The organism is Myceligenerans halotolerans, assembly GCF_054782975.1.
This window is the reverse complement of the sequence record NZ_BAAGRL010000031.1, coordinates 4,824-31,069: the sequence shown is the minus strand read 5'-3', so window position 1 is coordinate 31,069 and position 26,246 is coordinate 4,824. Positions and strand designations below refer to the sequence as shown.

Annotated in this window: 26 protein-coding genes; 13 read left to right on the top strand and 13 right to left on the bottom strand. The window is 72.2% G+C overall.

Annotated features, from left to right (window positions below; all coding sequences use genetic code 11):
• Window positions 1-10: 10 nt before the first annotated feature.
• From ACYVK5_RS19030 to ACYVK5_RS19020, 3 genes are all read left to right on the top strand, one after another.
• Window positions 11-1,189 (top strand): NAD-dependent epimerase/dehydratase family protein, encoded by a 1,179-nt coding sequence (locus tag ACYVK5_RS19030; protein ID WP_460707537.1) that lies wholly within the window; start codon window positions 11-13, stop codon window positions 1,187-1,189.
• Entirely contained in the window at window positions 1,186-2,232 is a 1,047-nt protein-coding gene (locus ACYVK5_RS19025; protein ID WP_460707536.1) for a glycosyltransferase family 2 protein, read from the top strand. The genes ACYVK5_RS19030 and ACYVK5_RS19025 overlap by 4 nt, the downstream gene beginning before the upstream one ends.
• A 130-nt stretch (window positions 2,233-2,362) precedes the next feature.
• The gene (locus ACYVK5_RS19020; protein WP_460707535.1) at window positions 2,363-2,845 is read left to right on the top strand and encodes an NUDIX domain-containing protein; all 483 of its coding nucleotides are present in this window, start codon (window positions 2,363-2,365) and stop codon (window positions 2,843-2,845) included.
• Window positions 2,846-2,906: 61 nt separating this feature from the next.
• On the opposite strand, the gene ACYVK5_RS19015 is transcribed toward ACYVK5_RS19020, so the two are convergent.
• Complete coding sequence (locus ACYVK5_RS19015) at window positions 2,907-3,323, bottom strand: hypothetical protein (RefSeq protein WP_460707534.1); 417 nt, start codon at window positions 3,321-3,323, stop codon at window positions 2,907-2,909.
• Between the two features lie 9 nt (window positions 3,324-3,332).
• Here ACYVK5_RS19015 and ACYVK5_RS19010 point away from each other — a divergent pair, with 9 nt between their 5' ends.
• Window positions 3,333-5,309 carry a thioredoxin domain-containing protein gene (locus ACYVK5_RS19010; RefSeq protein WP_460707533.1) on the top strand — a complete coding sequence of 659 codons (1,977 nt, stop codon included), beginning with the start codon at window positions 3,333-3,335 and terminating at the stop codon, window positions 5,307-5,309.
• Between the two features lie 75 nt (window positions 5,310-5,384).
• Here ACYVK5_RS19010 and ACYVK5_RS19005 read toward each other — a convergent pair whose 3' ends face one another.
• Together ACYVK5_RS19005 and ACYVK5_RS19000 are read right to left on the bottom strand one after the other, a co-directional pair.
• A complete protein-coding gene (locus ACYVK5_RS19005) occupies window positions 5,385-6,230 on the bottom strand; it encodes an alpha/beta hydrolase (protein WP_460707532.1) in 846 nt (281 codons plus the stop codon).
• Window positions 6,231-6,261: 31 nt separating this feature from the next.
• The gene (locus ACYVK5_RS19000; protein ID WP_460707531.1) at window positions 6,262-7,242 is read right to left on the bottom strand and encodes a hypothetical protein; all 981 of its coding nucleotides are present in this window, start codon (window positions 7,240-7,242) and stop codon (window positions 6,262-6,264) included.
• Between the two features lie 254 nt (window positions 7,243-7,496).
• Between ACYVK5_RS19000 and ACYVK5_RS18995 the strand changes: the two genes are divergently transcribed.
• Together ACYVK5_RS18995 and bglS are read left to right on the top strand one after the other, a co-directional pair.
• Window positions 7,497-8,834 carry a glycoside hydrolase family 6 protein gene (locus tag ACYVK5_RS18995; RefSeq protein WP_460707530.1) on the top strand — a complete coding sequence of 446 codons (1,338 nt, stop codon included), beginning with the start codon at window positions 7,497-7,499 and terminating at the stop codon, window positions 8,832-8,834.
• A 261-nt stretch (window positions 8,835-9,095) separates the two neighbouring features.
• A complete protein-coding gene (gene bglS / locus ACYVK5_RS18990) occupies window positions 9,096-9,887 on the top strand; it encodes a beta-glucanase (RefSeq protein ID WP_460707528.1) in 792 nt (263 codons plus the stop codon).
• Between the two features lie 31 nt (window positions 9,888-9,918).
• Here the strand turns inward: bglS and ACYVK5_RS18985 are convergent, their stop codons facing one another.
• Window positions 9,919-11,010: a LacI family DNA-binding transcriptional regulator gene (locus tag ACYVK5_RS18985; RefSeq protein WP_460707527.1), complete on the bottom strand. Its 1,092-nt coding sequence runs from the start codon at window positions 11,008-11,010 to the stop codon at window positions 9,919-9,921.
• A 101-nt stretch (window positions 11,011-11,111) separates the two neighbouring features.
• Between ACYVK5_RS18985 and ACYVK5_RS18980 the strand changes: the two genes are divergently transcribed.
• Window positions 11,112-11,984, top strand: coding sequence for an oxygenase MpaB family protein (locus tag ACYVK5_RS18980; protein WP_460707526.1), 873 nt, complete (start codon window positions 11,112-11,114; stop codon window positions 11,982-11,984).
• A gap of 271 nt (window positions 11,985-12,255) precedes the next feature.
• On the opposite strand, the gene ACYVK5_RS18975 is transcribed toward ACYVK5_RS18980, so the two are convergent.
• The 3 genes from ACYVK5_RS18975 to ACYVK5_RS18965 form a co-directional block, all read right to left on the bottom strand.
• Window positions 12,256-12,696, bottom strand: coding sequence for a hypothetical protein (locus ACYVK5_RS18975; RefSeq protein ID WP_460707525.1), 441 nt, complete (start codon window positions 12,694-12,696; stop codon window positions 12,256-12,258).
• Window positions 12,697-12,830: 134 nt separating this feature from the next.
• On the bottom strand, window positions 12,831-13,100 hold the full coding sequence (locus tag ACYVK5_RS18970; protein WP_460707524.1) for a KOW domain-containing RNA-binding protein: 270 nt from the start codon (window positions 13,098-13,100) through the stop codon (window positions 12,831-12,833).
• Window positions 13,097-14,005 (bottom strand): HAD family hydrolase, encoded by a 909-nt coding sequence (locus ACYVK5_RS18965; protein ID WP_460707523.1) that lies wholly within the window; start codon window positions 14,003-14,005, stop codon window positions 13,097-13,099. Before ACYVK5_RS18965 ends, ACYVK5_RS18970 begins: the two co-directional genes overlap by 4 nt.
• Before the next feature lie 137 nt (window positions 14,006-14,142).
• Here ACYVK5_RS18965 and ACYVK5_RS18960 point away from each other — a divergent pair, with 137 nt between their 5' ends.
• Window positions 14,143-15,399 (top strand): helix-turn-helix domain-containing protein, encoded by a 1,257-nt coding sequence (locus tag ACYVK5_RS18960; RefSeq protein ID WP_460707522.1) that lies wholly within the window; start codon window positions 14,143-14,145, stop codon window positions 15,397-15,399.
• Here the strand turns inward: ACYVK5_RS18960 and ACYVK5_RS18955 are convergent.
• Together ACYVK5_RS18955 and ACYVK5_RS18950 are read right to left on the bottom strand one after the other, a co-directional pair.
• The gene (locus tag ACYVK5_RS18955; protein WP_460707521.1) at window positions 15,326-16,951 is read right to left on the bottom strand and encodes an NAD(P)H-hydrate epimerase; all 1,626 of its coding nucleotides are present in this window, start codon (window positions 16,949-16,951) and stop codon (window positions 15,326-15,328) included. The two genes, ACYVK5_RS18960 and ACYVK5_RS18955, sit on opposite strands and share 74 nt — an antisense overlap.
• Before the next feature lie 34 nt (window positions 16,952-16,985).
• Window positions 16,986-18,224 carry a helix-turn-helix domain-containing protein gene (locus ACYVK5_RS18950; protein WP_460707520.1) on the bottom strand — a complete coding sequence of 413 codons (1,239 nt, stop codon included), beginning with the start codon at window positions 18,222-18,224 and terminating at the stop codon, window positions 16,986-16,988.
• 645 nt (window positions 18,225-18,869) lie between these two features.
• On the opposite strand from ACYVK5_RS18950, the gene ACYVK5_RS18945 reads away from it, so the two are divergent.
• Window positions 18,870-19,316, top strand: coding sequence for a CHRD domain-containing protein (locus tag ACYVK5_RS18945; RefSeq protein WP_460707519.1), 447 nt, complete (start codon window positions 18,870-18,872; stop codon window positions 19,314-19,316).
• 156 nt (window positions 19,317-19,472) lie between these two features.
• Here the strand turns inward: ACYVK5_RS18945 and ACYVK5_RS18940 are convergent, their stop codons facing one another.
• The 4 genes from ACYVK5_RS18940 to ACYVK5_RS18925 all read right to left on the bottom strand — a co-directional run bounded on the left by ACYVK5_RS18940 (window position 19,473) and on the right by ACYVK5_RS18925 (window position 22,528).
• Entirely contained in the window at window positions 19,473-20,042 is a 570-nt protein-coding gene (locus ACYVK5_RS18940) for a pyridoxamine 5'-phosphate oxidase family protein (protein WP_460707518.1), read from the bottom strand.
• Window positions 20,043-20,257: 215 nt separating this feature from the next.
• Window positions 20,258-20,848 carry a hypothetical protein gene (locus tag ACYVK5_RS18935; protein WP_460707517.1) on the bottom strand — a complete coding sequence of 197 codons (591 nt, stop codon included), beginning with the start codon at window positions 20,846-20,848 and terminating at the stop codon, window positions 20,258-20,260.
• Window positions 20,845-21,420 carry an RNA polymerase sigma factor gene (locus ACYVK5_RS18930; RefSeq protein ID WP_460707516.1) on the bottom strand — a complete coding sequence of 192 codons (576 nt, stop codon included), beginning with the start codon at window positions 21,418-21,420 and terminating at the stop codon, window positions 20,845-20,847. The genes ACYVK5_RS18935 and ACYVK5_RS18930 overlap by 4 nt, the downstream gene beginning before the upstream one ends.
• Before the next feature lie 127 nt (window positions 21,421-21,547).
• Complete coding sequence (locus ACYVK5_RS18925; protein ID WP_460707515.1) at window positions 21,548-22,528, bottom strand: DUF5937 family protein; 981 nt, start codon at window positions 22,526-22,528, stop codon at window positions 21,548-21,550.
• Window positions 22,529-22,630: 102 nt separating this feature from the next.
• On the opposite strand from ACYVK5_RS18925, the gene ACYVK5_RS18920 reads away from it, so the two are divergent.
• From ACYVK5_RS18920 to ACYVK5_RS18905, 4 genes are all read left to right on the top strand, one after another.
• On the top strand, window positions 22,631-22,966 hold the full coding sequence (locus ACYVK5_RS18920) for a cupin domain-containing protein (RefSeq protein ID WP_460707514.1): 336 nt from the start codon (window positions 22,631-22,633) through the stop codon (window positions 22,964-22,966).
• Window positions 22,966-23,277 (top strand): DUF4287 domain-containing protein, encoded by a 312-nt coding sequence (locus tag ACYVK5_RS18915; protein WP_460707513.1) that lies wholly within the window; start codon window positions 22,966-22,968, stop codon window positions 23,275-23,277. Before ACYVK5_RS18920 ends, ACYVK5_RS18915 begins: the two co-directional genes overlap by 1 nt.
• A 145-nt stretch (window positions 23,278-23,422) precedes the next feature.
• Window positions 23,423-25,564, top strand: a complete 2,142-nt coding sequence (locus ACYVK5_RS18910; RefSeq protein WP_460707512.1) for an elongation factor G — start codon at window positions 23,423-23,425, stop codon at window positions 25,562-25,564.
• A gap of 35 nt (window positions 25,565-25,599) precedes the next feature.
• On the top strand, window positions 25,600-26,124 hold the full coding sequence (locus ACYVK5_RS18905; RefSeq protein ID WP_460707511.1) for a 2'-5' RNA ligase family protein: 525 nt from the start codon (window positions 25,600-25,602) through the stop codon (window positions 26,122-26,124).
• Window positions 26,125-26,246: the final 122 nt, after the last annotated feature.

Here is a 26,246-nt window from a genome sequence, read left to right as displayed (position 1 = left end):
ACGACCAACGATGCGTGTACTCGTCCTCGGTGGCGACGGCTATCTCGGCTGGCCCCAGGCTCTGTACCTGTCGGCCATTGGCCACGAGGTCCACACCGCCGACAATCTCGCGCGTCGGCGATTCGACGAGCACCACGGGTTCGACAGCCTCGTCCCGATCGCAGCCCCAGAAGCCCGGATCGCCCGATGGCGCGACCTGTCCGCGCGCGACGTCACGTTCCATACCGTCGACCTGACCGATGCCGGCCTCGTCGACCGTCTGGTCCGCGAGACGATTCCGGACGCGATAGTCCACTTCGGTGAGCAACGCTCTGCCCCGTACTCGATGATCGACCGCCACCACGCCGTCGAGACCCAGGTGAACAACGTCGTCGGCACGCTGAACGTGCTCTACGCGATGGCCGATCACGTCCCGGACTGCCACCTCGTCAAGCTCGGGACACTCGGTGAGTACGGCACACCCAACATCGACATCGAAGAGGGCTACATCGAGATCACTCACAAGGGGCGGATCGACCGCCTGCCCTTCCCGAAACAGCCAGGCTCCTTCTACCACCTGAGCAAGGTGCACGACTCGCACAACATCGCGTTCGCATGCCGCATCTGGGGAATCCGGGCGACCGACCTGCACCAGGGCATCGTCTACGGCAGCACCACGGACCAAACGGCGCTCCACCCCGATCTGGCCACCCGTCTCGACTACGACCACGTCTACGGCACGGCGCTCAACCGATTCTGCGTGCAGGCCGCACAAGGGCACCCCATCACCATCTACGGGCAGGGCGGCCAGACTCGCGGCTACATCAACATCCGCGACACGATGCAGTGCATCGCGCTCGCCATCCAGAACCCCGCCGGACCCGGCGAGTACCGGGTCTTCAACCAGCTCACCGAAGAATTCGCCCTGGTCGATCTCGCACAACGCGTCGCCAAGGTCGCGGCAGCCTCGGGGATCGCGACGGACGTCCAGCAGGTCGCGAACCCCAGGGTCGAGGCCGAGCAGCACTACTACCGGACGGTGCACACAGGACTGCTCGATCTCGGCCTTCAACCCCACCTACTCGACGACGAACTCATCGCCGCACTCATCGAGACGGCAATCGCCAACGCAGACCGCATCGACCCCGAGGTCATCGACCCACGCATCGCCTGGCGTAGCCGGCACAACGACATGGGGAGCAACCCGTGATCGGCGTCGTCGTGCCCGTATGCAACCGGCTGGAGAACCTCCAGCTGTTGCTGCTCTCACTTGAGCGACAGACCTGCGACGACTTCGTTGTTGTCGTTGCGGACGACGGGTCGGCCGACGGGACACGATCCTTCGTCGAAGAACAAGCGGACTCGGACGAATGGCGTAGTCGCCTTCGCTGGATCGGATGTGGACCTGACCATGGTGTACGGACCGGCCGCGCACGGAACATCGGCGCCGCGAACCTTCCCGACGCCGCACGGCACCTCCTCATGCTCGACAGCGATCTGGTCCTACAACCACGAGCCATCGAACTCACCCTCGACGCCGCCAGGAACTCCCCGGACCTCGTGCTGCTCGGCGCCGTGGAGTGGCTGCCACCGATGGACCACGAGACCGTGCGACAGCACCTGCGCGACCAAGACATTGACGCGCTGCGCGCAGAGGTCCCGGAAGGTCGTCCTCAACGGGTCGAAGGCACTTTCGTCGGACGTGAGCTTCGCGAGCAACTACGCCTCGGCGACGTACCAGAAGAGTTCATCCTCCGGCCCGAATGGGCCCTCCCACTGAACTCGACCTGGCCGCTCGACCGGTACTGGGCAATCGGAGGCTTCGACGAAGGCATGGTCGGCTACGGCTACCAGGACATGGAACTCGGAGCCCGCGCCGCGAAAGCAGGCACCGTGGCACGCTACCTCTCCGACCTCTGGGCACTGCATGTCTGGCATCCCAAGCCGCCGCGCGCCATGATCGAGAACCAACGCAACCTCGACTACTTCCTTCGCCGACACGGTCCCAACCCCCTCGTCGAGACCGACATCGACTGGGGCATCTGGTGGCACTACCACGCCGAACGCGGAGGAACTATCGCGCACGACACCGACGGGACACTCTGGGCTGTCAACCGGGATCGAACCCACGCGCTGCAGTTCCCCGACGCGTCGTGGATCCGCAGGCTCGGCGCAGAGAAGGACGACGTCATGGACGGCCTCGACCTGTCGCGAATCCAGGAGGCCAGCTGGTCGGCCCCGCAGGAACACTGATTGAGAAGAACGTCTTGCGGACGTTCTCGGCACGGTCGCGCTCGCCCGACGGCAGGCAAACCGCAGCACGTCGGTGCAGTTGCGCGGCCTACTACCGGACAGGCCGGTCGCCCGGCGCGAGACTGGCCTCATGGCGATGACCAGCGCGGGCCTCCTGTTCTACCGGCGACTGCCCGGCGCCGGTTTCGAGGTACTGCTCGGCCATATGGGCGGGCCGTTCTGGGCCCGCAAGGACGCCGGCGCGTGGACCGTGCTCAAGGGCGAGATCGACCCGGGCGAGGAACCGCATGCCGCGGCGCTCCGCGAGGCCGGCGAGGAGCTGGGACTGGGGCTGCCGCCGTCGTCGGTCCCGGACCTCGACCTGGGCGAGATCCGTCAGCGCGCGGGCAAGAGGGTCCTCGCCTGGGCACGCGAATGGCCGCCGCCGGGGCCTGACCTGGAGCAGGTCCACAGCAACACGGTCGAGATCGAGTGGCCGCCACGGTCCGGGCAGCGCATGGAGATCCCGGAGATCGACCGCGTCGCATGGCTCGCGCCCGACGACGCGCGGCGGCTCGTCGTGAGCGCGCAGACCGCCTTCGTCGACCGCCTGGAGGCCGCCCTCGCAGGGTGAGCCGCCGACGGCCGCGGTCAGGCCCTTCGGGCGGCCGGGCCATCGACGGACATGCCCCGGATCATGCCCCCGGGGAGCCGTTCTCCTCGTCCTCGCTCTTCGGGCGGGAGCGCAGGAGCATCGCGAACACCGGGAAGAGCGCGATCCCGATCGCCATGAAGGCCATGTTGCCGAGTGCGGTGCCCAGAGCAACGCCGATGCCTACCCCGAGCGCGATTCCCACACCCCAGTTCCAGTCGTCCGTTGACCTCGCCGCGTCCTTGCGTGGCCCCTCCGGTTCTTCGTTCGCCATTCCTCCACCGTAGGCACCTGTCGCGAACCAGACCTCCCCCTGGGGGCGGAGGTCTCCGCGCCGCAGTAGCGGCGGCTGTCGGCCGGACAGTCCGGCGACGACCGCTGCGAGCCGTTCGGCGTCGCCGGCGCCGACGATGTCGGGGAAGAGGCCGATCGCCTGGAGGACGCCCTCGGGGACTGACAAGCTGAAGACATGCCGAACCGCCTGACTCACGCCACGAGCCCCTACCTTCTGCAGCACGCGGGCAACCCCGTCGACTGGCGGGAGTGGGGCGACGACGCGTTCGCCGAGGCGCGACGGCGCGACGTGCCCGTCCTGCTGTCCGTCGGGTACGCGGCGTGCCACTGGTGCCACGTCATGGCGCACGAGTCGTTCGAGGACGACGTCGCGGCCGCGGCCGTCAACGCCCGCTTCGTCCCCGTGAAGGTCGACCGCGAGGAACGGCCCGACGTCGACGCCGTCTACATGGCCGCGACCACCGCGCTGACCGGGCAGGGCGGCTGGCCCATGACCTGCTTCCTCACCCCGGACGGCGAGCCGTTCCACTGCGGTACCTACTACCCGCGCGAGCAGTTCCTCGCGCTGCTCGACGCGGTCACCGAGGCGTGGACGGAGCGCCGCGACGCCGTCGTGCAGCAGGGCACGGCGATCACCGCCGCGATCGCGCAGCGATCCACGCCGGCGACGCCCGAGGCGCTCGACGCCGCCGCGCTCGACCGCGCCGCCCGGCTCGTGGCGCGCGACGCCGACCCGGCCCACGGCGGGTTCGGCGGCGCGCCCAAGTTCCCGCCGTCGATGACGCTCGAACACCTCCTGCGCCACCACGCCCGCACCGGCGACCCCGAGGCACTGCGCCTCGTCGAGCACACGTGCGAGGCGATGGCCCGCGGCGGCATCTACGACCAGCTCGCGGGCGGGTTCGCCCGCTACGCCGTGGACGCCGCCTGGGTGGTGCCGCACTTCGAGAAGATGCTGTACGACAACGCCCAGCTCCTGCGCGTCTACCTGCACCTGTACCGCGCGACCGGCTCGGCTCTCGCCGAACGCGTCGCCCGCGAGACCGCCGGCTTCCTGCTGGCGGACCTGCGCACGCCCGAGGGAGGCTTCGCCTCCGCGCTCGACGCCGACACGGACGGCGTCGAGGGCCTCACCTACGCCTGGTGGCCCCAGCAGCTCCGGGAGATCCTCGGGCCCGTCGACGGCGCCCGGGCCGCACACGTCCTGGCCGTCACGCCCGAGGGCACGTTCGAGCACGGCGCCTCGACCCTCCAGCTGCGCGAGGACCCGGACCCGGACTGGTGGGCCATGGTCCGGTCGCGGCTCGCCGAGTCCCGGGCGACGCGGCCCCAGCCCGCCCGGGACGACAAGGTCGTCACTGCGTGGAACGGCCTGGCGATCGCCTCGCTCGCCGAGGCGGGAGTCCTGCTCGGCTCCCCCGTGTACGTCGAGGCCGCCCGGGAGTGCGCGGAGCTCGTCCTGCGTCTCCACCTCGTCGACGGACGGCTGCGGCGGGCGTCGCGCCAGGGTGTCATCGGCGCCGCCCCCGGCGTCGCCGCCGACCACGGCGACCTCGCCGAAGGTCTGCTCGCGCTGCACCAGGCCACGGGCGAGACGCGCTGGCTCGAGGCCGCGGGCGGCCTGCTCGACGTCGCGCTCGCCCGCTTCGGTGACGGTGACGGCGGCTTCTTCGACGTCGCCGACGACGCCGAGCGCCTCGTCAGCCGGCCGAAGGATCCCGCCGACGGGCCCGAGCCCGCCGGGCAGTCGTCCCTGGCCGGCGGGCTGTGCAGCTACGCGGCGCTGACCGGCTCGCCCCGGCATCGCGAGGCCGCCGAGGCGGCGGTGGCCGCGGCGGGCGGACTGGCCCGGCAGGCACCACGGTTCGCGGGCTGGACGCTCGCCGTCGCCGAGGCACTGACCGCGGGCCCGCTGCAGGTCGCCGTCGTCGGGCACGACGACGCGGCGCGCTCCGCGCTCGAGCACGTGGCCCGGGGTGCGACGACGCCGGGACTGGTGATCGCCGTCGGCGAGCCGGACACCCCCGGCGTGCCCCTGCTCGCCGACCGTCCCCTCGTCGACGGGCAGGCCGCCGCCTACGTCTGCCGGGGATTCGTCTGCGACCGCCCGGTCACGACCGCCGAGGATCTCGCCACGGCTCTCGGGTCGTGACGGGCCGCGGCCGATGAGGGCGACTCCTTCCTTGCCGGGTCGTCCGGGCGACGTGCGGGCGGGCCGGCCGGGCCCTCATCTGCCGACCACGTGGTCGGCGAGGCGGGCCACGGCGTCCGCGACGGTCGGGCCGGACATCACGGCGTCGTTGTGCCCCGCCTCCGGGATCACGACGTGCTCGACGAGCCGTGGCGCGGTGTCGGCCACGGCCTGGCTCTGGGCCGGCGGCACGATGTCGTCGCGGGCGCCGTGCACGACGGTGACCGGGACCTGCGTCACGGCCACGTGGTCCCTGACCGGGTACCGGTCCCGCAGCAGGGCAGCGACGGGCAGGAACGGGTAGTGGTGGGCGCCGATGTCGGCGAGCGACGTGAACGGTGAGCGCAGCAGGAGCCCGGCGGGCGGGTGCTCGGCCTGGAGCGCGGCGACGACTCCGGCGCCGAGCGATTCGCCGAAGTAGATCGTCCGCCCGGGCAGGTAGCCCCGCTCGGCCAGCGCCTGCCGGGCGGCCTGCGCGTCGAGCGCGAGGCCCGCCTCGCTCGGGCGGCCGGGGTTCCCGCCGTATCCGCGGTAGTCCAGCAGGAGGACCGCGAACCCGCGCTCCGCGAGCCGCGCGGCGAGCCCGGCGCGGGCGAGCCGGTTGCCGGCGTTGCCCGGTGCGACCAGGACGGCGACCTCACGGTCGTGGGCGTCGGGCGCGGGCGGGACGAACCAGGCCGCCAGCTCGAGGCCGTCGGCGGTGACGAGTGCGACGTCGACACCGCCGTCGAGCACCCGTGACGCGTGGCCCGGTGACGAGCGATCGGGGTGGTAGACGAGCGCGTCCTGGCCGAGCCAGGCACCGCCGACCCCCAGGCCCGCGACCACCGCGAGGACGACGGCCGTCAGGGCCGCCGCCCGCATCGCGCGTCGCACCTCCATGCCTCCATCGTCATGCCTCCGTCGTCCGCCGTCAGGCGGTCCGGTCGACGACGATGGTGATCGCCGTGGGCGCGCCGGCGGCGTCGAGGTCCAGGTGGACGGGGAAGGCGCCGTCACCGATCGAGGTCATCGCCATCATGATGTCGGCCCCGCCGACCGGGAGTGTGGCGGCCTCGTGCTCGTCGGCCCGGACCTTGGCCATCATCTGCCAGTGATGCGAGTGCGGCCGGAAGTCGAAGTTGAACCCGGGGCGAGGGTCCACCCGCCTCCGCCTGTCCAGGTCGGTCGCCCGCTGGAGTGCCTCGCGCGCCGGGAGGTCCACCCAGCCGTAGGAGGCATCAGGGTCGTCCAGGCGAGGCGCGTCGAACTCGGCGGCGACCTCCGCCTCGTCCCGGCCCCAGAACACGACGTCGGCCAGGCCGTCGATGGGCGTGTCGTGGATCCAGGAGCTGAGCGCGTCCGCGTCACCGAGGACGAAGCGCGCGTGGTCGACGTAGAGGGAGCCGAGCCCGCGGGTCTCCGCGACCGGCTCGTCACGGAGCGCGATACGGATCCGCGCCCAGCCCCGGCTGCCGTAGGTCGCCGTCACCCGCAGGGCTGTGGTCGTGGGGACGTCGCCGACGACGACCACCGGCACACCGAAGACGACGAAGCCGGGGTCGCCGTTCTCGATCGCCTGCCGCACCCGCTCGCGATGCGGAACCTGGTCCGGGAGGGCGCGCAGCTCGGCGTCGAGACCCACCGCGCGACAGTGTTCGGCGAATCCCTGGGTGAACTCCCCGACCCCGCGTTCGGGGATGTCGTACAGCGTCGTCCCGGACTGCCGGTCGAAGGACCTGGCCGCGGCCTGCGCCTGGGGCCCCACGACCGCGAGGTCGACGGCAGGGCCCGGCCGGGCCGGGACATCCTCCGGGCGCCGATCACCGGACCACAGGCTGAGGTAGCCACCGTCGGTCAGGACCAGCTCTCCGGAGGGACAGGTGATGTGCCCGAGTTCCACGACATCCGCCATGGGCCGAGAGTCTAGGGCGTCGGATCCGGCGCCATATCGCGGATGCGTTGGCGCGCGGCTCCCCCGGATCCGCACGGCGAGCCCGTGGGCGTCATCGATCCGCTGGCGAGAGCCCCGGCGCCCGCCCGGCCTTGACACGGTCGCCTCATGCCCCGGATGATGACAGGGCTGGGAGCGCTTCCATGTTCTTCCAGTTGGCACCACCGCAGCGAGCACGCAATGACGCGTTCGCAGAGACCTTGGGAGATTCCCGCATGAAACCACCTACTTCTCGGCGTCGGCTCGCGGTCGCGCTGACCGTCTGCGCGCTCGGAGCGACCCTGCTCGGCGGCGGTCCGGCCGCGGCGAGCCCGGCCGCGGCGAGCAACGACGTCCTGTCCCCCGGGACCGAGATCTACACCAACCCGCAGAGCTCCACGAAGGAAGCGGCCCGCGAGCTGCGCGGGCAGGCCAAGCACGACGCGCTCCTGCTCAGCAGGATGCCCAGCGCCACCTGGTTCACGGAGGGCAGCCCGGCCGAGGTGGAGCAGGACGTCCGGAAGCTCGTCCGGCGCACCGGCAAGAAGGTGCCCGTCCTGGCCGCGTACAACATCCCCTACCGCGACTGCGCGCTCTACTCGGCGGGTGGCGCCCGCGACGTCGACGAGTACAAGGCGTGGATCGACGGCTTCGCGGCGGGGATCGGGGACCGGAAGGCCGTCGTCGTCCTCGAACCGGACGGGCTCGGCGTCATTCCCTGGTACACGACGCTCGAGGGGCAGCTCGAGCAGTGCCGGCCGGCCGAGGCCGACCCCGCCGTCACGGGCCGTGACCCCGCCGCGGAGCGCCTCGAGATGCTCAACTACGCGGTCGACCGCCTGGCGGAGCAGCCGAACGCCGCCGTGTACCTCGATGGCACCAACCCGGCATGGCTCGCGGTGGGCGAGATCTCCGACCGCCTCGTCAAGGCCGGCGTCGAGCGGGCGGACGGGTTCTTCCTGAACGCGTCGAACTACCTGCTCACCGAGAACAACGTCAGCTACGGCACCTGGATCTCCCAGTGCATCGCCTACGGGACGCAGGTCGTGCCCGGCGACTTCCTCAACTGCGGCAACCAGCACTGGAACGGCGGCCCGGCGAACGACTGGAACGGCGTGCCCCTGTCCCACCAGGGCGTCTGGAGCCCGACCGCGACGGACCCGACGCTGAACACCGCGGGCATCGAGTCGCGCTTCGACGCCATCCTCGGCGACGTCCAGCCCACCACGCGCTTCGTCATCGACACCAGCCGCAACGGCCAGGGCGCCTGGGCGGCGCCGGAAGGGGTCTACCCCGACGCCGAGACGTGGTGCAACCCGCCGGACCGTGGCCTGGGCCTGCGGCCGACGACCGACACCGGCAACGAGCTCGTCGACGCCCTCCTGTGGATCAAGATCCCCGGCGAGTCCGACGGGGAGTGCTTCCGCGGCCTCGGCGGACCCGAGGATCCCGAGCGCGGCAGGATCAACCCGGCCGCCGGCCAGTGGTTCCCCGAGCAGGCGCGTGAGCTGATCGAGTTCGCCGAGCCGGGGCTCGAGCGCCATGGGAAGCGGTGCCCGAAGCCGAGGCGCTGAGCAGGTCCCTGGACGGGCCGCGGCCATGACCACGGCGACGGCCGCGGCATCGGCCGTGGCCACGGCGTCGTGCACGGTAGCTGCGCTTCCACCGCGCACGACGGCGTGGTCGTGGCCGCGGCCCGTCCAGGGCTCGACGCCGGCCCTCGATGGCCGGCCGTCCATCGACGTACCGGAAGGAGGCAGCGTCCCGCTCGACGAGAGCGACGCCCCGGCTCGACGCGGGGGCCACACGAACCACCAGTACCAATGGAGGTACTCATGCGATCAACGACGACGCACCGCTCCGCACCACGCCGCCTGCTCCTGGCCCTGACCGGCGCCCTGACCCTCGCGCTCGGCCTCTCGGCGGCACCGGTCCTGGCGCCCCCTGCCGAGGCCGCCATCGGCGGCAGCTTCACCGACAACTTCGACTGGCACGACTCCGGCCGCTGGCACAAGGCCGACGGATGGTCCAACGGGGGCATGTTCAACGCCGGCTGGCGTGCGGACCATGTCTGGCACAACGGCGGGGTCATGGGCCTGAACCTGGACAACGCCACCTGCCCGGGCGGCTGCTCGGGCAAGCCGTACGCCGCCGGCGAGTACCGCACCAACGACCTGTACTCCTACGGGCGCTTCGAGGTCCGCATGAAGGCGGCGTCCGGGTCCGGGATCGTCACGTCGTTCTTCACCTACACCGGACCGAGCGACGGCCAGCCGTGGGACGAGATCGACGTCGAGATCCTCGGCAAGAACACCTGGCAGATGCAGACGAACTACTTCACCGACGGGGTCGGCGGACACGAGACCACCATCAACCTCGGCTTCGACGCCGCGGCCGGTTACCACGACTACGCCATCGAGTGGTGGCCCGGGGGCACGATCAACTGGTTCGTCGACGGCCGCCTCGTCCACCAGGAGGACGGGTCGCGCGGCCCGCTGCCGACGCGTCCGCAGCGGATCATGATGAACCTGTGGCCGGGCACCGGCGTCGACGAATGGCTCGGGCCGTTCCACTACTCCGGACAGCGGACCGCCACCTACGACTGGGTCCGGTACACGCAGTACTGATCCCACATCCGCAGACCGCCCGGCGGGAAGGTCACGCCCCGACCTCCCCGCCGGGTGCCGAGCCGCGCACGACCAGGCGCGTCGGCAGGATGATCGGCGTCGGCGACTCACCGCCGATCAGGCGGACCAGCATCGTGGCCATCTCCTGGCCGAGGCCACGGATCGGCTGGCTGACCGTGGTGAGCGCCGGCTCCGTGCGGCGCGCGATCTCCAGGTCGTCGAAGCCGACCACGGCGACGTCCTCGGGGACGCGGCGCCCGCTCTCCTTGAGAGCGCGCAGGGCGCCGGCTGCCATGTTGTCCGAGGCGGCGAAGACGCCGTCGATGTCAGGGTGCGCGGCCAGGAGCCGCGCCATCGCCCGGGCGCCGCCCTCGTAGCTGAAGTCGGCGTGCTCCACCCGGTCCGAGGACAACCGCGCCACCGCCATGGCGTCGGCGAACCCCTGGTACCGGGCGACCGACGCCTGCAGGTCCATCGGGCCGCTGATCGTGGCGATGCTCCGGCACCCGGAGCTCAGCAGGTGTTCCGCGGCGAGGCGGGCACCGCCCCGGTTGTCGACGTCGACGTACCAGCGCGGCTCCCCGTGCAGGGGCCGGCCGCCGAGCACTACCGGCAGCTCGGTCGCGACCGCGATCCGGTTCAGCGGGTCGTCCCCCCGCAGGGCCATGAGCATCACCCCGTCGGAGCGACGCGACCGCAGCAACCGCTCGAGCCGGGCCTGGCCGCGTTCGGAGGACGCGAGGACGAGCGTCAGGTCCAGCTCCGACCTGTCCAGCGCCGCGGCCACACCCACGAGCACCTGCGAGAAGAACGGGTCCCCGTACACGGCCGGGTCGTCGTGGGAGAACGCGAGGACCACCGACCCTCCGGTGCTCGTCGCCAGGGCACGCGCCGTCGCGTTCGGGACGTAGCCGAGCTCGCTCGCCGCCCGCGCGACCGCCTCACGCTTCGCCGGACTCACGTTGCGGACATTGTTCATCGCACGGGACGCCACGGAACGTGAGACGCCGGCCCGCTGGGCGACCTCCGCGAGCGTGGGCGCCTTGGAGGTCTGGCCCGGGTCCTCTCCGGGCGAGCTGTCGCGATGACGGTCCACGGGACCAGCCGTCATGGGGTCTGACATGCGGTTCAGCCTAGTGCCGAAGGACTTCTACCCCGGCAACGTCGCGACGAGCTTCGCCTCGCCGGGCCTCCCAGGCGAACCCGCCGCGCGATAATGGCGCTATGTCCGCCATGACGAACCCGATCGAACGCGTCCGCGCGCGGGTGGGCAAGACGATCTTCCTGCGGGTGGCCGGGCCGGACGGCTACGCCGCCCGCGATCGCATCCACCTCACGCCCGGGCCGCGCTGGTTCCCGCCCGGCAGCGCGGTGCGAGTGGTGCACGCGGACGCGGCGACGTTCGCCGGCGGGCTGCGCGCGCTGCTGCTGCAGTCGCTGCACCCGCTGGCCATGGCGGGCGTGGCCGGGCACTCGGGCTACCGCAGCGACCCGTGGGGACGCCTCGCGCGCACCTCCACCTTCCTCGCGTCCACGATCTTCGGCACCGCCGAGGAGGCGCAGGCCGCCGTCGACCACGTGCGGGCGGTCCACGAACGGATCCGCGGGAAGACGTCCGACGGCGTCCCCTACCGCGCGAGCGATCCGCACCTGCTCACCTGGGTCCACGCCGCCGAGGCGGACTCGTTCCTCACCGCGCAGCAGCATTTCGGCGCCCGGCGCCTGAGTCCCGCGGAGGCCGACGACTACGTGGCCCAGCTCGGCCGGGTGGCTCAGGTCGTCGGGGCGCGGGACGTGCCACGAACGGTCGCCGAACTGACCGACTGCCTCGACACGTACCGCCCTGAACTGCGCCCCACGCCGGAGGCACTCGACACCGTGCGGTTCCTGCTCCACGAGCCGCCGCTGCCCGGCCCGGCCCGCGCGCCCTACGCGCTGCTCGCCGCGGGTGCGGTCAGCACGCTGCCCGCATGGGCCCGCGCCCAGCTCGGCCTGCAACGGTGGCCCGACGGCGGCCCGGCCCACCTGGCCGGACGGATCGCCGTCGGCGCGATCCGCTGGAGCCTGGGCACGACGGCGGTCCCGGGCGGCGCCTGACGGGCGAGATCGACTCGTCGGCCACACCCTCTGGCCGCACCGACACGCACTACCCCTCCTCTCCGCCGGCAGGGCCAGGCGCGTTCCACCCCGGGAAGATCAGCCGCACCTCGAGCCTCTCGTTGTGCTCCATCTGGGACGGCATGAGGTCGGCCGCTACGGGTCGCCCGCCGGGGGTGGCGGGCCTGCGGCCGGGCGCTACTGCGGCAGTGCAGAACGTCGGGGGATACGCGCTCGGCGGCAAGTTCTCATAGCCCATCCGTGGTGCCGCTCAATCGACGCCCCGGCCAGGGTGCTCCTTCGAATGCCTACCTCGGGCGGTATCGAGATCTCGGCGCGGCCTGACGCGTTCGAACACCGCCCGGGTGGGAGAGTTCGGGGCGCCGAGTACGACGCATGCCGCGCCGAGGCCGGCGAGTTCCTTCTCCAGCTTCTTGCGGGCGGCGGACAGGATCGCGTCGCCGTGCAGGATCACGACCTCTGCGCTGCGGTCTGCGGCGTGTTGGGTGAGCTGGCTGATCGTGGCCGCGTCGTGCCGGTCCACGACCACATGCGCCAACAGGTAGCCCTGGTCGCGCGCGTGGCTTTGCACGACGGCGAGCTGCGCTGCGTCGCGGGCGTAACCGACTGCGACAGCAGGGGAGGCCATGGTCATCCCTTCCGGAGGCGAGTGAGCGGACGAGCGGGTTCGTGTCCTGAGCAGCACGGCCACGGGCGCCGGAGTCGTGCGGGTGATGGTCGGGGGCGGGTCCTGTTCGGCATGCCGGGCTCACCGCCGTACCCGTGATGCGTGCCGCGCGCTCAGGAGGACGGCGAGCAGGACGACGTACCCGATCAGGACCCACGTCATGGCGTCGCCCTGTCCGCAGGCTCCAGCTCGTGGGGTGCCAGGAGCGCCCGGTCGAACCCGCGACGATCGATGTGCACGCGCACGGCCCATGCGCCCGGCAGGTCCACCTCGACCACCATCCCGGTCGCACCGAGCAGCAGGCGGGGTCCGTCCACGACCCGTACCTGGTCACCCACGTGCCACTGTTGCGGGCGTCGTATCGGGGCCTGGGCGGGGTCATGGGCTGTCTCGGCGGTGAAGTCCTCCTCGCCCTCGAACACGCTCATCGTGCTCCGACCCCCGTTCGGGTCGGCAACTGCTGGGGCTCTCGGGTGGACAGCGTCAGGGAGTCCAGGGCAGCAGCGGCGCCATGGTGGTCGATGGAGCCGGTGATGTAGTCCGCGGCATCCTTGACCTGCTGGGGCGCGCCGCCCATGGCGAACCCATGCCAGACCTGATGCAGCAGCCGGATGTCGTTGGCGTCGTCGCCGATCGCGGCGGTGTCGTCGGGGTGGATGCCCCACTGCAGTCGCAGTGCGTCGGCTGCGGTGGCCTTGGACAGCCCGCGCTTTGTAATGTCGAGCCAGTTCTCGGCGGCTGGCGTCGCGGTGTACCCGGCACCCTCGATCTGCGGGGCGAATGCGGCGATGCCGGGAGCATGTACGACAGCGCGGGTGGTGTGCTCCGACCACAACACCCGCTCGTCCACGACGTGCTCCAGCCCGTTCAGCCGTCCCGCGGGGAAGGGCCTGTTCACGCGCCACCCGACCCCGACCTGCTCGACAGCCATGCTGACCTGCGGAGCCACCGCCATTGCCACGGCGAACGCGGCCCACGGGTCGAACACCCGCAGCCGCACCACCTCGAAGGGGCGGCGACGGTTCCCTGTCAGCTTGGCGGTGATCGCGCCGTTGGAGGCGATGAACACACTGCCCTTGCCCAGCCCGAGGAGTTCGGCGATCGGCAAGACACCCAGCGCAGACCGGCCAGTGCACGGCACCACGCGGATGCCCCTCGCGACCACCGCAGTCACCGCGCGACGCGTCGGCTCGGGCACGACGTCGTCCCCGTTCGGGAGCAGGGTGCCGTCGATGTCGAGGAAGACGATCTTCACCGGGCGGCGGGTCGAGGTGGGGTCCTGAGGTATGGATTCCTGCGGAGCGCTCCTCACGTCGTGCTGTGGCTTGCTCATGGTCTCTCCCCTGTTGCCGCCCGGCCTGTTGCTCGGGTTCCGTGCTGACGACGCTAGGAAGACTGGGCGGCGGAGGCTGCTACGGCCGTAAGAGTTTGGCTCTGTTACCCGGCCGACGGCGTCCGTACCGTGAAGTCATGAGCAGGCAGGGCCCGGAGCTTCGCGGCGGTGTGGGTGCGGCGATCGCAGTGCACCGACGTGCGGCAGGGGTGACACAGGTGAAGCTCGCGGACCGAATCGGGAAGTCGCTGCAGTGGGTCTCGGCCGTCGAACAGGGCCGGCGGCATGTCGAGAGGCTCACGGATCTCATCCAGATCGCGACCGTGGTCGGCTGCACGGTGGACGATCTGATCGGCCGCCCTATCGATCAGCCCGCACCCGGGACTCAGCGGCGTCCCGAGCGGGCCGTTGCCGAACTGCGCGAAGTGATCATGCGATCCGCGACCCCGGCCTCGCTCGGACCCGCTCCCGATGGAACTCCTCCATCCACGCTGGCGAGTGTCCGTTCTCGTGTCGCCGAGACATGGCAGACCTGGCATACCTCACCGGTCGCGATCACCGATCTCGGTGACGTGCTGCCCCGACTCCTGACCGACGCGCACCGCCTGCACCACGCCACGCCGGAGGACCGGACCGAAGCCGCGCAGGTTCTGTCGGGCGCCTACCAGATCGTGCGGCAGTGGCTGCACCACGCTCAGGGGGTCGGTGACCTGACGTGGGTCGTGGCCGAGCGTGCCGCGCACGCCGCGCGCGAGTCGAGCGACCCGTACCTCATCGCGCTGTCCGCCTGGGCGTTGTCTGGCCCCTACCGGCGGGCGGGACATCAGGACGAGGCAACCCGGCTATGCCTGGCCGCGGCCGACGAGGTGAACGCCCGGATCGACAAATCAGATCCCGACCCGCAGCTCCTGGCCGCCTACGGAATGCTCCACCTGGCGGCGTCCATCAGCGCCGCGCAGTCCGACCAGGAAGGACGTGCCTGGGCTCTGCACCGGACCGCTTTCGAAGCGGCCCGCCTCCTCGGTCCTGACTACTGCGACCCCTGGACCAAGTTCGGTGCCGGGAACGTCGAGTTCCACGGCCTGGCACTGCACGCAGAGCTCGGCCGAGCCGACAATGTCGTCGAACTCTCCCAGCGCCTCGACATCGACCGTGTCCCGTCGGTCGAACGACGCTCCTCCACGCTGATCGCCACCGCCCGAGGCTACGTAAGCCGGGGTGAGGACGAGGCCGCCGCGCTCGTGCTGAGCGACGCCGAGCGCATTTCCCAGGACAATGTGCACCACTCGACCGTCGTGCGCGAGCTCCTGCGGGAGCTGGTTACCAGGGACCGGGCGCGCGCACGGCCGCACGTGCGAGGGCTCGCGCAGCGGTCCGGGCTGCTCGCCGCCTGACCTGCTCCGCCTGCGCGTCCTGCTCCCGCAGCTCCAGGATCTCCCGCACCGCGGCGGGTACGTGCCGAGCCACGTCCGAAGCACGGATCGGCCCTCCGTCAGCGGCCAGGGCCGCCGCGCGCCCGTGGACGAACGCGGCGATCGCTCCCGCGTCCATCGCGTCCAGGCCCGACGCCAGGAGCGCTCCGGCGATCCCGGCCAGCACGTCCCCGGCGCCACCCGTGGCCAGCCACGGCGGAGCTTCGGCCTGGCTCGTCGTGCGCCCGTCAGGTCCGACGACGATCGTGGTCGCGCCCTTGAGCAGCACCGTGGCGTCCGCCTCCTTCGCGAGCATGCTCGCGTGCTCCCACGGTGCCGCATCGACGTCCCGCGAGGTGACGTCACGACCGAAGGACTTGAGCATCCGGGCGGCCTCACCGGCATGTGGCGTGACCAGCAGGTGGCTGCCCGGGGTCGGACGGTCACCGGCGGCGCGGCGGCTGACACACGGGTCCAGGGCGCCGGCGTCCACGACGGCGGGAAGCCCGGTGTCCAGCGCGGCGAGGATGTTGCGGTCCTGCTCTTCGTCACCGGTCACGCCCGACCCGAGCACCCAAGCGCCGGCGCGGCGCAGCCTGTCATCTTCCGCGGCGATCGGGTCCGAGCGTCGCTCGGCCTCGGGCACGTGGACCAGGAGCAGGTCGCCCACGCTTCGCGGACCGGTGTACCGCAGTACGCCGGTCCCGGTCCCGTGAGCGCCCTGGCAGACCAGCACTGCCGCCCCCGGGAACGCGTCACTCCCGGCAACGACGCCCAGCATGCCGCGCGAGAACTTGTGGGTCCGGCCCGTGGGAACCGGCCACCGGTCGGCCACCCCGCGCGCTGTCAGGCGCCGCATGTGACCCGCCGTCGGCAGCAGGTGGCCAAAACCGACGTCCACGAACTCCACCCGTCCCACCACACCTGCGGCCGGCGGCAAGATCAGGCACGGCTTGTGCGCGACGAACGAGACGGTCACGTCTGCCTGCACGTGCGCGCCCGGAATCCGCCCGGTGTCCGGGTCAACGCCGGACGGAAGATCCACCGCGACGACGACCGCTCCCGATGGGATGGCTGCCACGAGTTCGTCGGCAGGAGCGCGCAACCCGCCACGGGCTGCGTCTCCGACGATCCCGTCGATCACGAGGTCGGCGTCCGCGAGGAGATCATGCGCCTTCCGCAATCCGCCGGGTGTGGTCGCGTCCACCACGTCGTGTCCGAACCAGCGGGTCGAGATCGCGTTCACCCGCCCACTCGTAGCCACGGCGCGCACGACGACGCCATGTTCTCGCAGGTCCCGGCCCGCGACCATCGCATCCGCGCCGTTGTTCCCCGCCCCCGCGAGCAGCACCACACGCCTGCCACGCACGGACCCGTGCCGCCGACGTAGCTCGCGCAGGCAGATCCCGGCCAGTGCGTAGCCGGCCTTGCGGATGTACTGGTCATCCGAGCGGGCCATGCTCAGAGCCCTCGAGACCGCGCCCTGGACCTGCCCGGTCGTGAATGCCTGCACCGCGCCCACGTCAGATGTCACGGGCATACCGTCCCACACCGCGAAGTCGAGATCCTCAGGCGGCGATGAGGCCCGACCGTGTCGCCAGACCCCGCACGTGCGAGCGGGCGCGGGCACGGTCGCGGACGATCAGCTCGCGCAGCATCTCGCGCACGGTCGTTGAACCGTGGACGTTGTCGCTGGAGATCTGCTCGGCGTCGAGCAGGACCAGCGCGGCGGCCTCGTCCTCACCCCGCCGGACATAGCCTCGTGCCGTCGTGATGAGGGACGACGAGCGGCGCTGGACGCTCGGCATGGCGTCGAGGCGGAGTCGCGCCGACAGCTCGACAACGTCGTCGGACCTGCCAAGCTCCGCCTGGAGAGCGACACCGTGGATGTCGACGTTCGCGATACCGAACTTCGTCCACGGGTCGTAGTAGCCGGGCCCGAGAGCGATCGCGGCGTCTCGCGCCGACTGGTGCAGGGCCCAGGCCCGCCCGTCCTGATCCGACTGCGCCGCCGACACCGCAGCAGTCAAATGCAACATCCCGTATGCGGCCAAGTGCTCCTTGCGCGGGGCCACCGGGTCGATGCGGGCATGCACTTCGTCGGCAGCGGCCAGGCACAACCGGGTTGCCTCGTCAGGGTGCCCGGCACGCCGGTACGGAGCCGAGAGCGCCCACGCGGACATGGCCATGAGGTACGGATCATCGGCCTCCTGAGCAGCCTGGACGGCGCGCTCGGACACAACCCAGGCAAGGGCGCCCGACGGGACATGGTGCAGCCACTGCCGGGTGATCTGATAGGCCGCAGACAGCACGCAGGCGCTACGGCGGTTCGACGAGGCCGCATGGGCCGCATGGGCCGCATGGGCGTCGGCCACGAGCGCTGGGAGGAGGGCGCCGACCCGGCGGTGCGCCGTGGGCGACTCATGCCAGATCGTCCAGGCATCATCGACGCGGCGGGCCACGTCGGCCGCATCGGGTGCGGAATCGGCAGCCGGGACCGGTCGGGCGGAACGCATGACGACCTCGCGCAACGCGGTCACGGTCTCGGCCTGCGACGGCCCGGCCCCCGGGGCCAGCGTGTCCAGAGGACGGCCGATCAAGTCATCGACGGTACAGCCCAGGACCGAGGCGATCCGTATCAGGTCCGTCAGCCGCTCAGCACGCCGCCGCCCCTGCTCCACGGCAGAGATCCACTGGACGGACTTACCGATGCGCTCAGCAAGCGAGAGCTGCGTGACGCCAGCCGCACGACGGTGAGCGGCAATCGCCGCCCCCACACCTTGCAACAGATCTACGTCCTCTGCCATGACGACCACGATAGGCGGTCCGCCGGGGCGGGGACAGGCTCAGGACTACTACGGATGTAGCAGTCTGCCGGCTCCGGTCTCGTAGCGTCGCTGTCGGCCCTCGAACATCACCCCCGCGATTCGCACGGCTTGGGCGCTGCTTGGACACTCTCATCTCCAACGATCCTACGGAGCTTGGTACATGACCGTACGTGTGGACGAAATCGCCGACAACATCTTCCGGATCTGCACTCACCGCCCCGACGGACTGGCCAAGGGGCTCGTCTACAACCAGTTCCTCATCCGTGCCGAACAGCCCTTGCTGATGCACACAGGCATGCGCACGATCTTCCCCGGCGTCGCCGAGGCCGTCGACCGGCTCATCAAGCTGGAGAACCTGCGCTGGATCAGCGGGGCCCATGCCTCGCGGCCCGATGAGTTCGGGGCCGTCAACGACTTCCTGGCCGCCGCCCCGGGCGCTCAGGTGGTGGCCGGGAAGGTCGCGGTGAATGTGTGCCTGCGGCACATGGTCGACCGCCGCCCCAGGGCGCTGGATGACGGCGAGGCGCTGGACCCGGTCGCCTGGCCCGCTCCCGGCGACCGGCGTAGGGTCGAGACGGGTCGCGGTCGACGGCGATCGTGGCCCGGACGCAAGGGAGATCTCTCATGTTCAGCCACTCCTCCACCATCGTCCGGGCAGCCGCCACGGCAGCCCTCGGCCTCGGGCTGGCACTCGCGGCCGGACCACCCGCCGGTGCGGCGCCGAACCGTGTCCCGCTCAACATCGGTCAGGAGACGACGGACGCCCGCGGCGGCGCGAGCGGCTCGTTCACCTACACGATCGCCGGCGACACCCTGTGCTACACGCTCACCGCCAGGAACCTCACGGCGCCGGCGGCCGCGGCCCACGTCCACGTCGGCGAGCGGCGTGTCGCCGGCCCCGTCGTCGTGCCGCTCACGGTCGGCGCGGGGACCACGTTCGAAGTGAGCGCCTGCGTGGTGGCCGACCCAGCCCTCCTCGCGGCGATCCAGGACGCCCCGCGGGACTACTACGTGAACGTGCACACGCCCACGTTCCCCGGCGGCGAGATCCGGGGACAGCTGACGCACTGATCGCGCGGGCGCTCGCGCGCTACGTGCGCCGGGCCCGCGGCGACGGATCCTCAGCGGTCGCTCCGCTCCGTGAGGATCCGTCGCCACCGGCGCGTGTCCGAGGTCAGCCCCGCGATACACAGGTCTTACGAGGCGGTGACAACCGCTGTCTCGCTGTCACGCCTCCACGACGTCCAGCGGGTCGGCGTCGTAGGCCGGGAGGCCGTCGATGCTCGTGAGGTTCTTGCGGCGGCGGTACTCCTGTTGCCCGGCCTCGCCCTTGCGCTCGAAGAACGGGCCCAGCAGGTCGCGCTCGCCCTCGTAGGACATGAGGGGCACGCTCCAGCCGCAGCTGTCGGAGACCCGTTCGACGTCGACCACGATGACCGCGCGGGCGCCCGGGATGTCGGTGAACCGGCTCGCGAGGGCGGGGTACTCGTCGTCGTACCGGGTGACGACGCGGCCGGTGCCGTGGAACCGGACGATGTTCGGCGCGCCCTCGAACGCGCAGAACATGACGGTGATCCGGCCGTTCTCGCGCAGGTGCGCCACGGTCTCGCTCCCGCTGCCGGTACCGTCGAGCCACGCGAACGTGTGGTCGTCGAGCACCGCGAAGGTGCCGGGAATGCCCCGCGGCGAGAGGTTGACGTGCCCGTCCGCGGCGAGGGGCGCCGTCGCCACGAAGAACACCGGCTGCCGCTCGACGAACTCGCGCAGGCGGTCGTCGATCCGTTCGTGCAGGTTCATACTGACATGCTGTCAGGAATATCGGCGCCGGTCACGAGCCGATCACCACGCGGACGCCGCGCGCGGCGGGTCGGCGCCGTGCGCGGGGGTGGTCCGACGGCGGACCAGCGTCGCCACGACGTTCGGCTCCCGAGACGGGCGAGATCGCGAGGGCCGGCGCATCCTGGCTGGACGCGCCGGCCCTGGCGGGGCGTTCCTCCGGATAGCTGTGCCCGTCAGTCGCTCTCGGTCAGCTCGACCTGGAGCCCGGCCACGCCCTCGGCCGAACCACCGGTCGTGATGTGCAGGACGGAGTCGTCGGGGAGCTCGCCGTCGTAGATCCGCACGGTGAGCGTGTCCTCGCTCAGCGCGACGTCGAACATCGGATCGCCCAGCGGCTCGTCGCCCTCCCAGACACCGACGCCGGTCTCGCTGCTGCCCTCGGTGTCGAAGCCGGCCCCGCCACCGGTGGCGACGGACTCGTCCTCGGCGACGGGCTCGCCGTCGTCGAGCGGGGGTCCGGGCACGACCGTGGCGTCGTACTCGACCTCCGCGGTGATGCCGTGCTCGGCCAGGGCCTGCTCGAGGCCCTCGGCGTCGTCGAGGCGGTGGACGAGGACCACGAGATCGCCGTGTTCCTCCGTGACGGCATACGCGGCCGACGGCGCCAGGGCGAAGAACGCGGCCGCCGCCGCTCCCGCAGCTCCCACGGGCGCGGCGATCCACCAGCGGCGCCCGGCCCGGCGCCGGTCCGGGGCGGGCGAACGCTCGGCGACGTGCCGGCGCAGCTCGGTGAGCAGGGACTGCTCGTAGGTGTCGAGGGTCATGGCAGGACCTCCTGAAGTCGGGCGGCCGAAGGCCGCAGGTGTGACTGGAGCCGGGCCCGGCTGCGGTGGAGCCGGACCCGCGCGGTGCCCGGCTTCACCCCCAGCACCGCGGCGGCCTCGGCCACGGGCAGCCCGTCGACCGCGACCAGCTCCATCAGGACGCGATCCCGGCGCGGCAGGGACGCCAGCGCCTCGTACAGGTCACGGAACTCGCGCTCGGCGTCGATCCGTTCCTCGATGTGCACCAGCGAGTCGGCGTCGAGCAGTCGGCGCCCCGAGATCCGGCGCTGCGCCTCCCGGTCCTTGGCCTGACGGCGGAACTCCGCTGCCACCACGTTCCGCGCCACGCCGAACAACCACCCGGCGGGCGATCCCCGCTCCGGGTTGTAGCTCCGTGCGCCGTCGACGGCGGCGAGGAAGACGTCGGCGACGAGATCCGCCGCGAGGTGCGGGTCGCCGACCCGCCGCGCGACGAACCGCTGCACCTGTTCGATGTGCTCCCGGTAGAACGTCTCGAACGCGTCCGGGTCCTCACCGATCCGCGGGACGTGCTCGGGCTGTGGGGTGTTCATACCCGTACTTCGCACGAGGCACCTCGGGCGTTACGCGGCCTGCCGTGTCGGGGATCGACGACGGCGACGGCCGGTGCGACGGCGCGAGCGACGACGACGGCGGTGGCGGCAGCAGCGACGGCGGTCCTCATCCCCCGACCAGCGCTTCCCCCAGCGGCGTGCGGACGTGCAGGACCCGCGCGCCGTCGCGTCGCGCGTCGACCAGGCGGGCAGCACTCAGCAAGGACAGGTGGTGCGAGGCAGTCGAGACGGCGAGCCCGCACGCGGCGGCTACCTCGCTGGTCGACAGCGGCGCCCCGACGGCGAGCAGCACTCCAGCTCTCCCCGCCCCGAGCAGCCCGGCGAGTGCCTCCGTGGTGCCGGGTCCGTCGTCGGCCCAGCGTTCGGAGACGCCGAGCGCCGGGTAGAAGAGGGCGGGCTGCGCGGGCGGCTCGGTCACCACGGAACAGCGGGGCGCCATCACGGAGGGCACGAGCACGAGGCCGCTGCCCGCGCAGTCGAGGGCCTCGCCGTGCATTCGCAGGCGCACGTGCACCGCGTGCGGGGCCCAGCTGACGGCCTCGTGCAGGGTGCCGACCATCGCGCCGAGCCCGTCCGTCGTCGCACGACGGGTGCGCACGCCGACGTCGGCCCGCAGGATGCGCTCGAGCTGCGGCCAGTACGGGGCGAGCAGGGCGTCCCAGCACTGCTCCCACGCGTCGGCGACGACGGACCGGGCGCGCTCGGGATCGTCGGCCAGGGCGCGCAGCACGCGCTGCTCGGCACCGCTCGTGCGGTCCACGCGCTTGAGCAGGTCCACGCGCAGCGGGCCGAGGTCCGCCTCCCGCAGGCACGCCAGTTCCTCGTCGGGGCCGAGGTCCCAGCCGGGGGTCGAGGTGAGGAAGTCCGGCATGTACCCGTCCGGGCCGACGAGGAGCCGCAGCAGGTCGAACGCGCGCGCCGGGACCTGGCCGCGCGCCCGGCGCAGCCATCCCCACTGGAGCGGGTGGTACTGCGGCTGCCCGAGCACCCGGACGGCGTGGGCGAGCTCGTGACCGGGTGAGACGCCGAAGCGGATCGCCGAGATGTCGTCGGGCGCGAGACGGAACTCCACCACGTTTCGATGCACGTCGAAACCGTAGTGCGCCGGCCCGCCCGCCATGAAGCTGAGGACATGCCGGCAGCACGGGCCGGCCCGCAGTCCCCCCGAACATCCCCGCAAGGAGCAGACATGGCACCGGTGGTCCCCGCCGAGACGATCCGCATCCCCGGCTCGCGCACCCTGCGCTACGAGGGCCGCGACCACGGCTCCGGCGTCTCGTTCTTCCTCGTCACCAACGACCCGGGTCAGGGCCCCGGGCTGCATCGCCACCCGTACAGCGAGACGTGGTCCGTCCTGGAGGGCGAGGCCACGATCACGATCGGCGAGGAGACGGTCGTCGCCCGGGCGGGCGACACCGCCGTCGTCCAGCCCGACGTCTGGCACGGCTTCACCAACACCGGCACAGGGACGCTGCGCGTCATGTGCATCCACGCCTCACCCACGATGATCCAGGAGAACCGCTGATGTCCTTCCAGGCCTACCTCGACAAGGTCGAGGAGAAGACGGGGCTGACCCCGCGGCAGCTGATCCAGCTCGCGGAGGAGCAGGGCTTCGGCCCCGGCAGCAAGGCGACACCTGTCGTCACGTGGCTCAAGGAGACCTACGGTCTCGGCCACGGGCACGCGATGGCGGTCACGCACGTCATCACCAAGGGTGACCGGATCAGCGGCAAGCACGTCGGCTCGGCGGGCACGCACCGGGACGAGAGCGACCGGTTGTGGCTCGACGGGAAGGACACCCGTCCGCCGGCCCCCGCGACCGACGCGGCGACGTGACGGTGCGAGCGGACGATCTCCGTGCCGCGGACCGTGCCGGCGGTGGTCCCGGAGATGCACCCTGAGCGCCCGGCGTCGTCACGCGGCGGCGCCGGACGGGCCGCTGCGGCATCATGTCAGTGAGTACCCCATGGCGGGAGGCCTCATGGACGCGGCACCGACCACGACCCACCGGACCGTCGCCCTCGTCGGCGCGTCGGGCGCGGGCAAGACGACACTCACCGAGGCGCTGCTGCACCGCGCCGGCGCGATCCCGCGCGCCGGGCGCGTGGACGACGGCACCACGGTGTGCGACCACGAGCCCGAGGAGGTCGCGCGGGGCAGCTCGCTCGGCCTCGCGCTCGGGACGCTCACCTGGACCTGTCCCGACGGCGTCACGCACACCCTGACGCTGGCCGACACGCCGGGCCACCCGGACTTCGCGGGCGCCGTGGACACGGCCCTCTCGATCGCGGACCTCGCGCTCGTCGTCGTCAGCGCCGTCGATGGCGTGCAGCCCGGCACGTGGGCGGCGTGGGCGGTCGCCGAGGCGATCGGCGTGCCCCGCCTCGTCGTCGTGACCCAGGAGGACCGGGCCCGCGCCGACTTCCGGCGCGTGCTCGCCGAGCTGCGCGAGGCGTTCGGCGAGCACCTGTGGCCGATCGAGCTGCCGCTCGGCGAGGAGCAGTCGTTCGGCTCCATCGCCGACGTGCTCGGCGAGCACGCCCTCGTCTACGACGGCGCGGGCCGGCACCACGACGAGGAGTTGCCGGCAGGCGCCGTCGACGAGGAGCACCGGATGCACGTCGACGTGACCGAGGAGATCGTGTCGCACGACGACGACCAGCTCGACGCCTACCTGTCGGGCCGGGAACCAACAGCCGCGGACCTCGAGCGCACCCTCGCGCACGAGGTCGCCTCGGGTGGCGTGGTGCCCGTCGTCGTCGCGTCCGGTATCACCGCCGCGGGCGTCGACCGCCTCGCCGACCTGCTGTGCGAGCTCGCGCCCGCGCCGGGCGAGCGTGACGCCCGCATCGTCGTCGGCTCGGGGGCCGACAGGGCCGACGACGGCGGCCACGGTGCCGGCAGGTCCCGCGACGGGGAAGGCTCCCCCGCCGCGTCCGACGACGGCGGGCGCTCCCTCGCCGTCGCCGCCGACCCGTCGGGCGAGCCGCTCGTGCACGTCTTCCGCACCGTGGCCGACGCCTACGTGGGCCAGGTGTCGATGCTCAAGGTGCTCTCCGGCGTCGTGCACGGCTCGGACCGCCTGCGCAACGCGACCACGGGCACCGACGAGCGCGTGCACGGCCTCTTCCGGCTGCGGGGCAAGGAGCATCTCCCGGTCGACCAGCTCGTCGCGGGCGAGGTCGGCGCGGTCGCCAAGCTGGGCGGCTCGCCGTCGGGCACGCTGCTTTGGTCGCGGCCGTCGGGGCGGGCGCGGCCCTACCTGCCGCCGCCGCGCCGGCCCGTCTACGCCGCGAGGCTCGTGCCGGCGTCGCAGTCCGACGACGAGCGGATGCCGGCGGCGCTCGCCCGGCTCGTCGCCGAGGACCGGACGCTCGCCGTCGACCAGGCGGGTGAGGCGACGGTGCTGCGCGGCCTCGGCGACACGCAGCTCGACGTCGCGGTCGAGCGGCTCGCGCGGGTGTTCGGCGTCCACGTCCGGACCGGGCCGGTGCCCGTCGCCTACCGGGAGACGATCGCCCGGCCCGCGCAGGCCGAGGGCAAGGTCAAGAAGCAGTCCGGCGGGCACGGCCAGTTCGCCGTCGTGCAGCTGCGGGTCGGGCCGCTGCGCGAGGGCGGGGAGGGCGGGTTCGAGTTCGTCGACTCGGTGGTGGGCGGGGCGGTGCCCCGGCAGTACATCCCGGCCGTGGAGCGGGGTGCGCGCGACGCCATGGCCGCCGGTGGCCCGCAGGGGCATCCCGTCGTCGGCCTGCGCGTCGAGGTGTACGACGGCAAGGCGCACTCGGTGGACTCCTCCGACATGGCGTTCCGTACCGCGGCGGCCACCGGCGTCCGGGCGGCGCTGGCCGAGGCGGGGACCGTGCTGCTCGAGCCCATGGCGACCGTGACGGTCACCGTCCCGCCCGAGCGCCAGGGTGCGGTGCTGACCGACCTGTCGGGGCGGCGCGGAAGCGTCTCGGCGACCGAGCTGGCCGACGGCGGCCGCGCGCGCGTGGTCGCCACGGTCCCGGAGGCGGAGCTGGGCCGCTACGTCCTCGACCTGCGGTCCCTGACGGGAGGGCGCGCCGAGCTCACGATCAGCCCCGCCGGCTACGAACGGGCCCCGAACGCCGCACGGGGGTGAACGGCCCGCGGCGCCGGGCCTCTTAGGCTGGGGTCATGGCCCTCGCCGTGTGTCTGCTGTTCGACAGGCCGACCGAGCGGGTCCTGCAGCGGCTGTGGCAGCGGCTCGAGGACGACGGCGTGCCCACGCTCGCCACGCACACCCACGGCGGGCACGTACCGCACCTGTCGCTGGCGGTGCTGCGGTCCTGGGACCTCGACAAGGTGCGCGCCGCCGTCGAGGCGCTGCCCGACGCCGACCCGGCCACCGTCCGGTTCGACGCCGTCGCCGCGTTCCGGCGCGGCCGGATGAACCTGATCCCCGCCGTGACCAGCACGCTCGCGGCGCGTCAGGAGCGCCTCGTCGAGGCCCTGGGCGCGACCGAGGACGAGCTGCACATGCACTACGTCCCGGGGGCCTGGATCCCGCACGTCACCGTGGCGACGCGCGTGCGGCTGGACCAGACGCCGCTGGTCCTGGAGGCGGCCTACGAGATCCTCCCGATGACCGGCATGCTGACGCACGCCGCCCTGATCGATGCGGGCACGGGCGCGGTGCATCCGCTGACGGTCATGCCGTAGCGCCGGCCGAGGCGCCTCGGCGGGCCACATCCCGGGCCCCGGAACGACACGAACGTTCGGCAGTTCGTCGTGTGATCGGCAGCTGGAACTGCCGATCACACGACGAACTGCCGACCTCACCG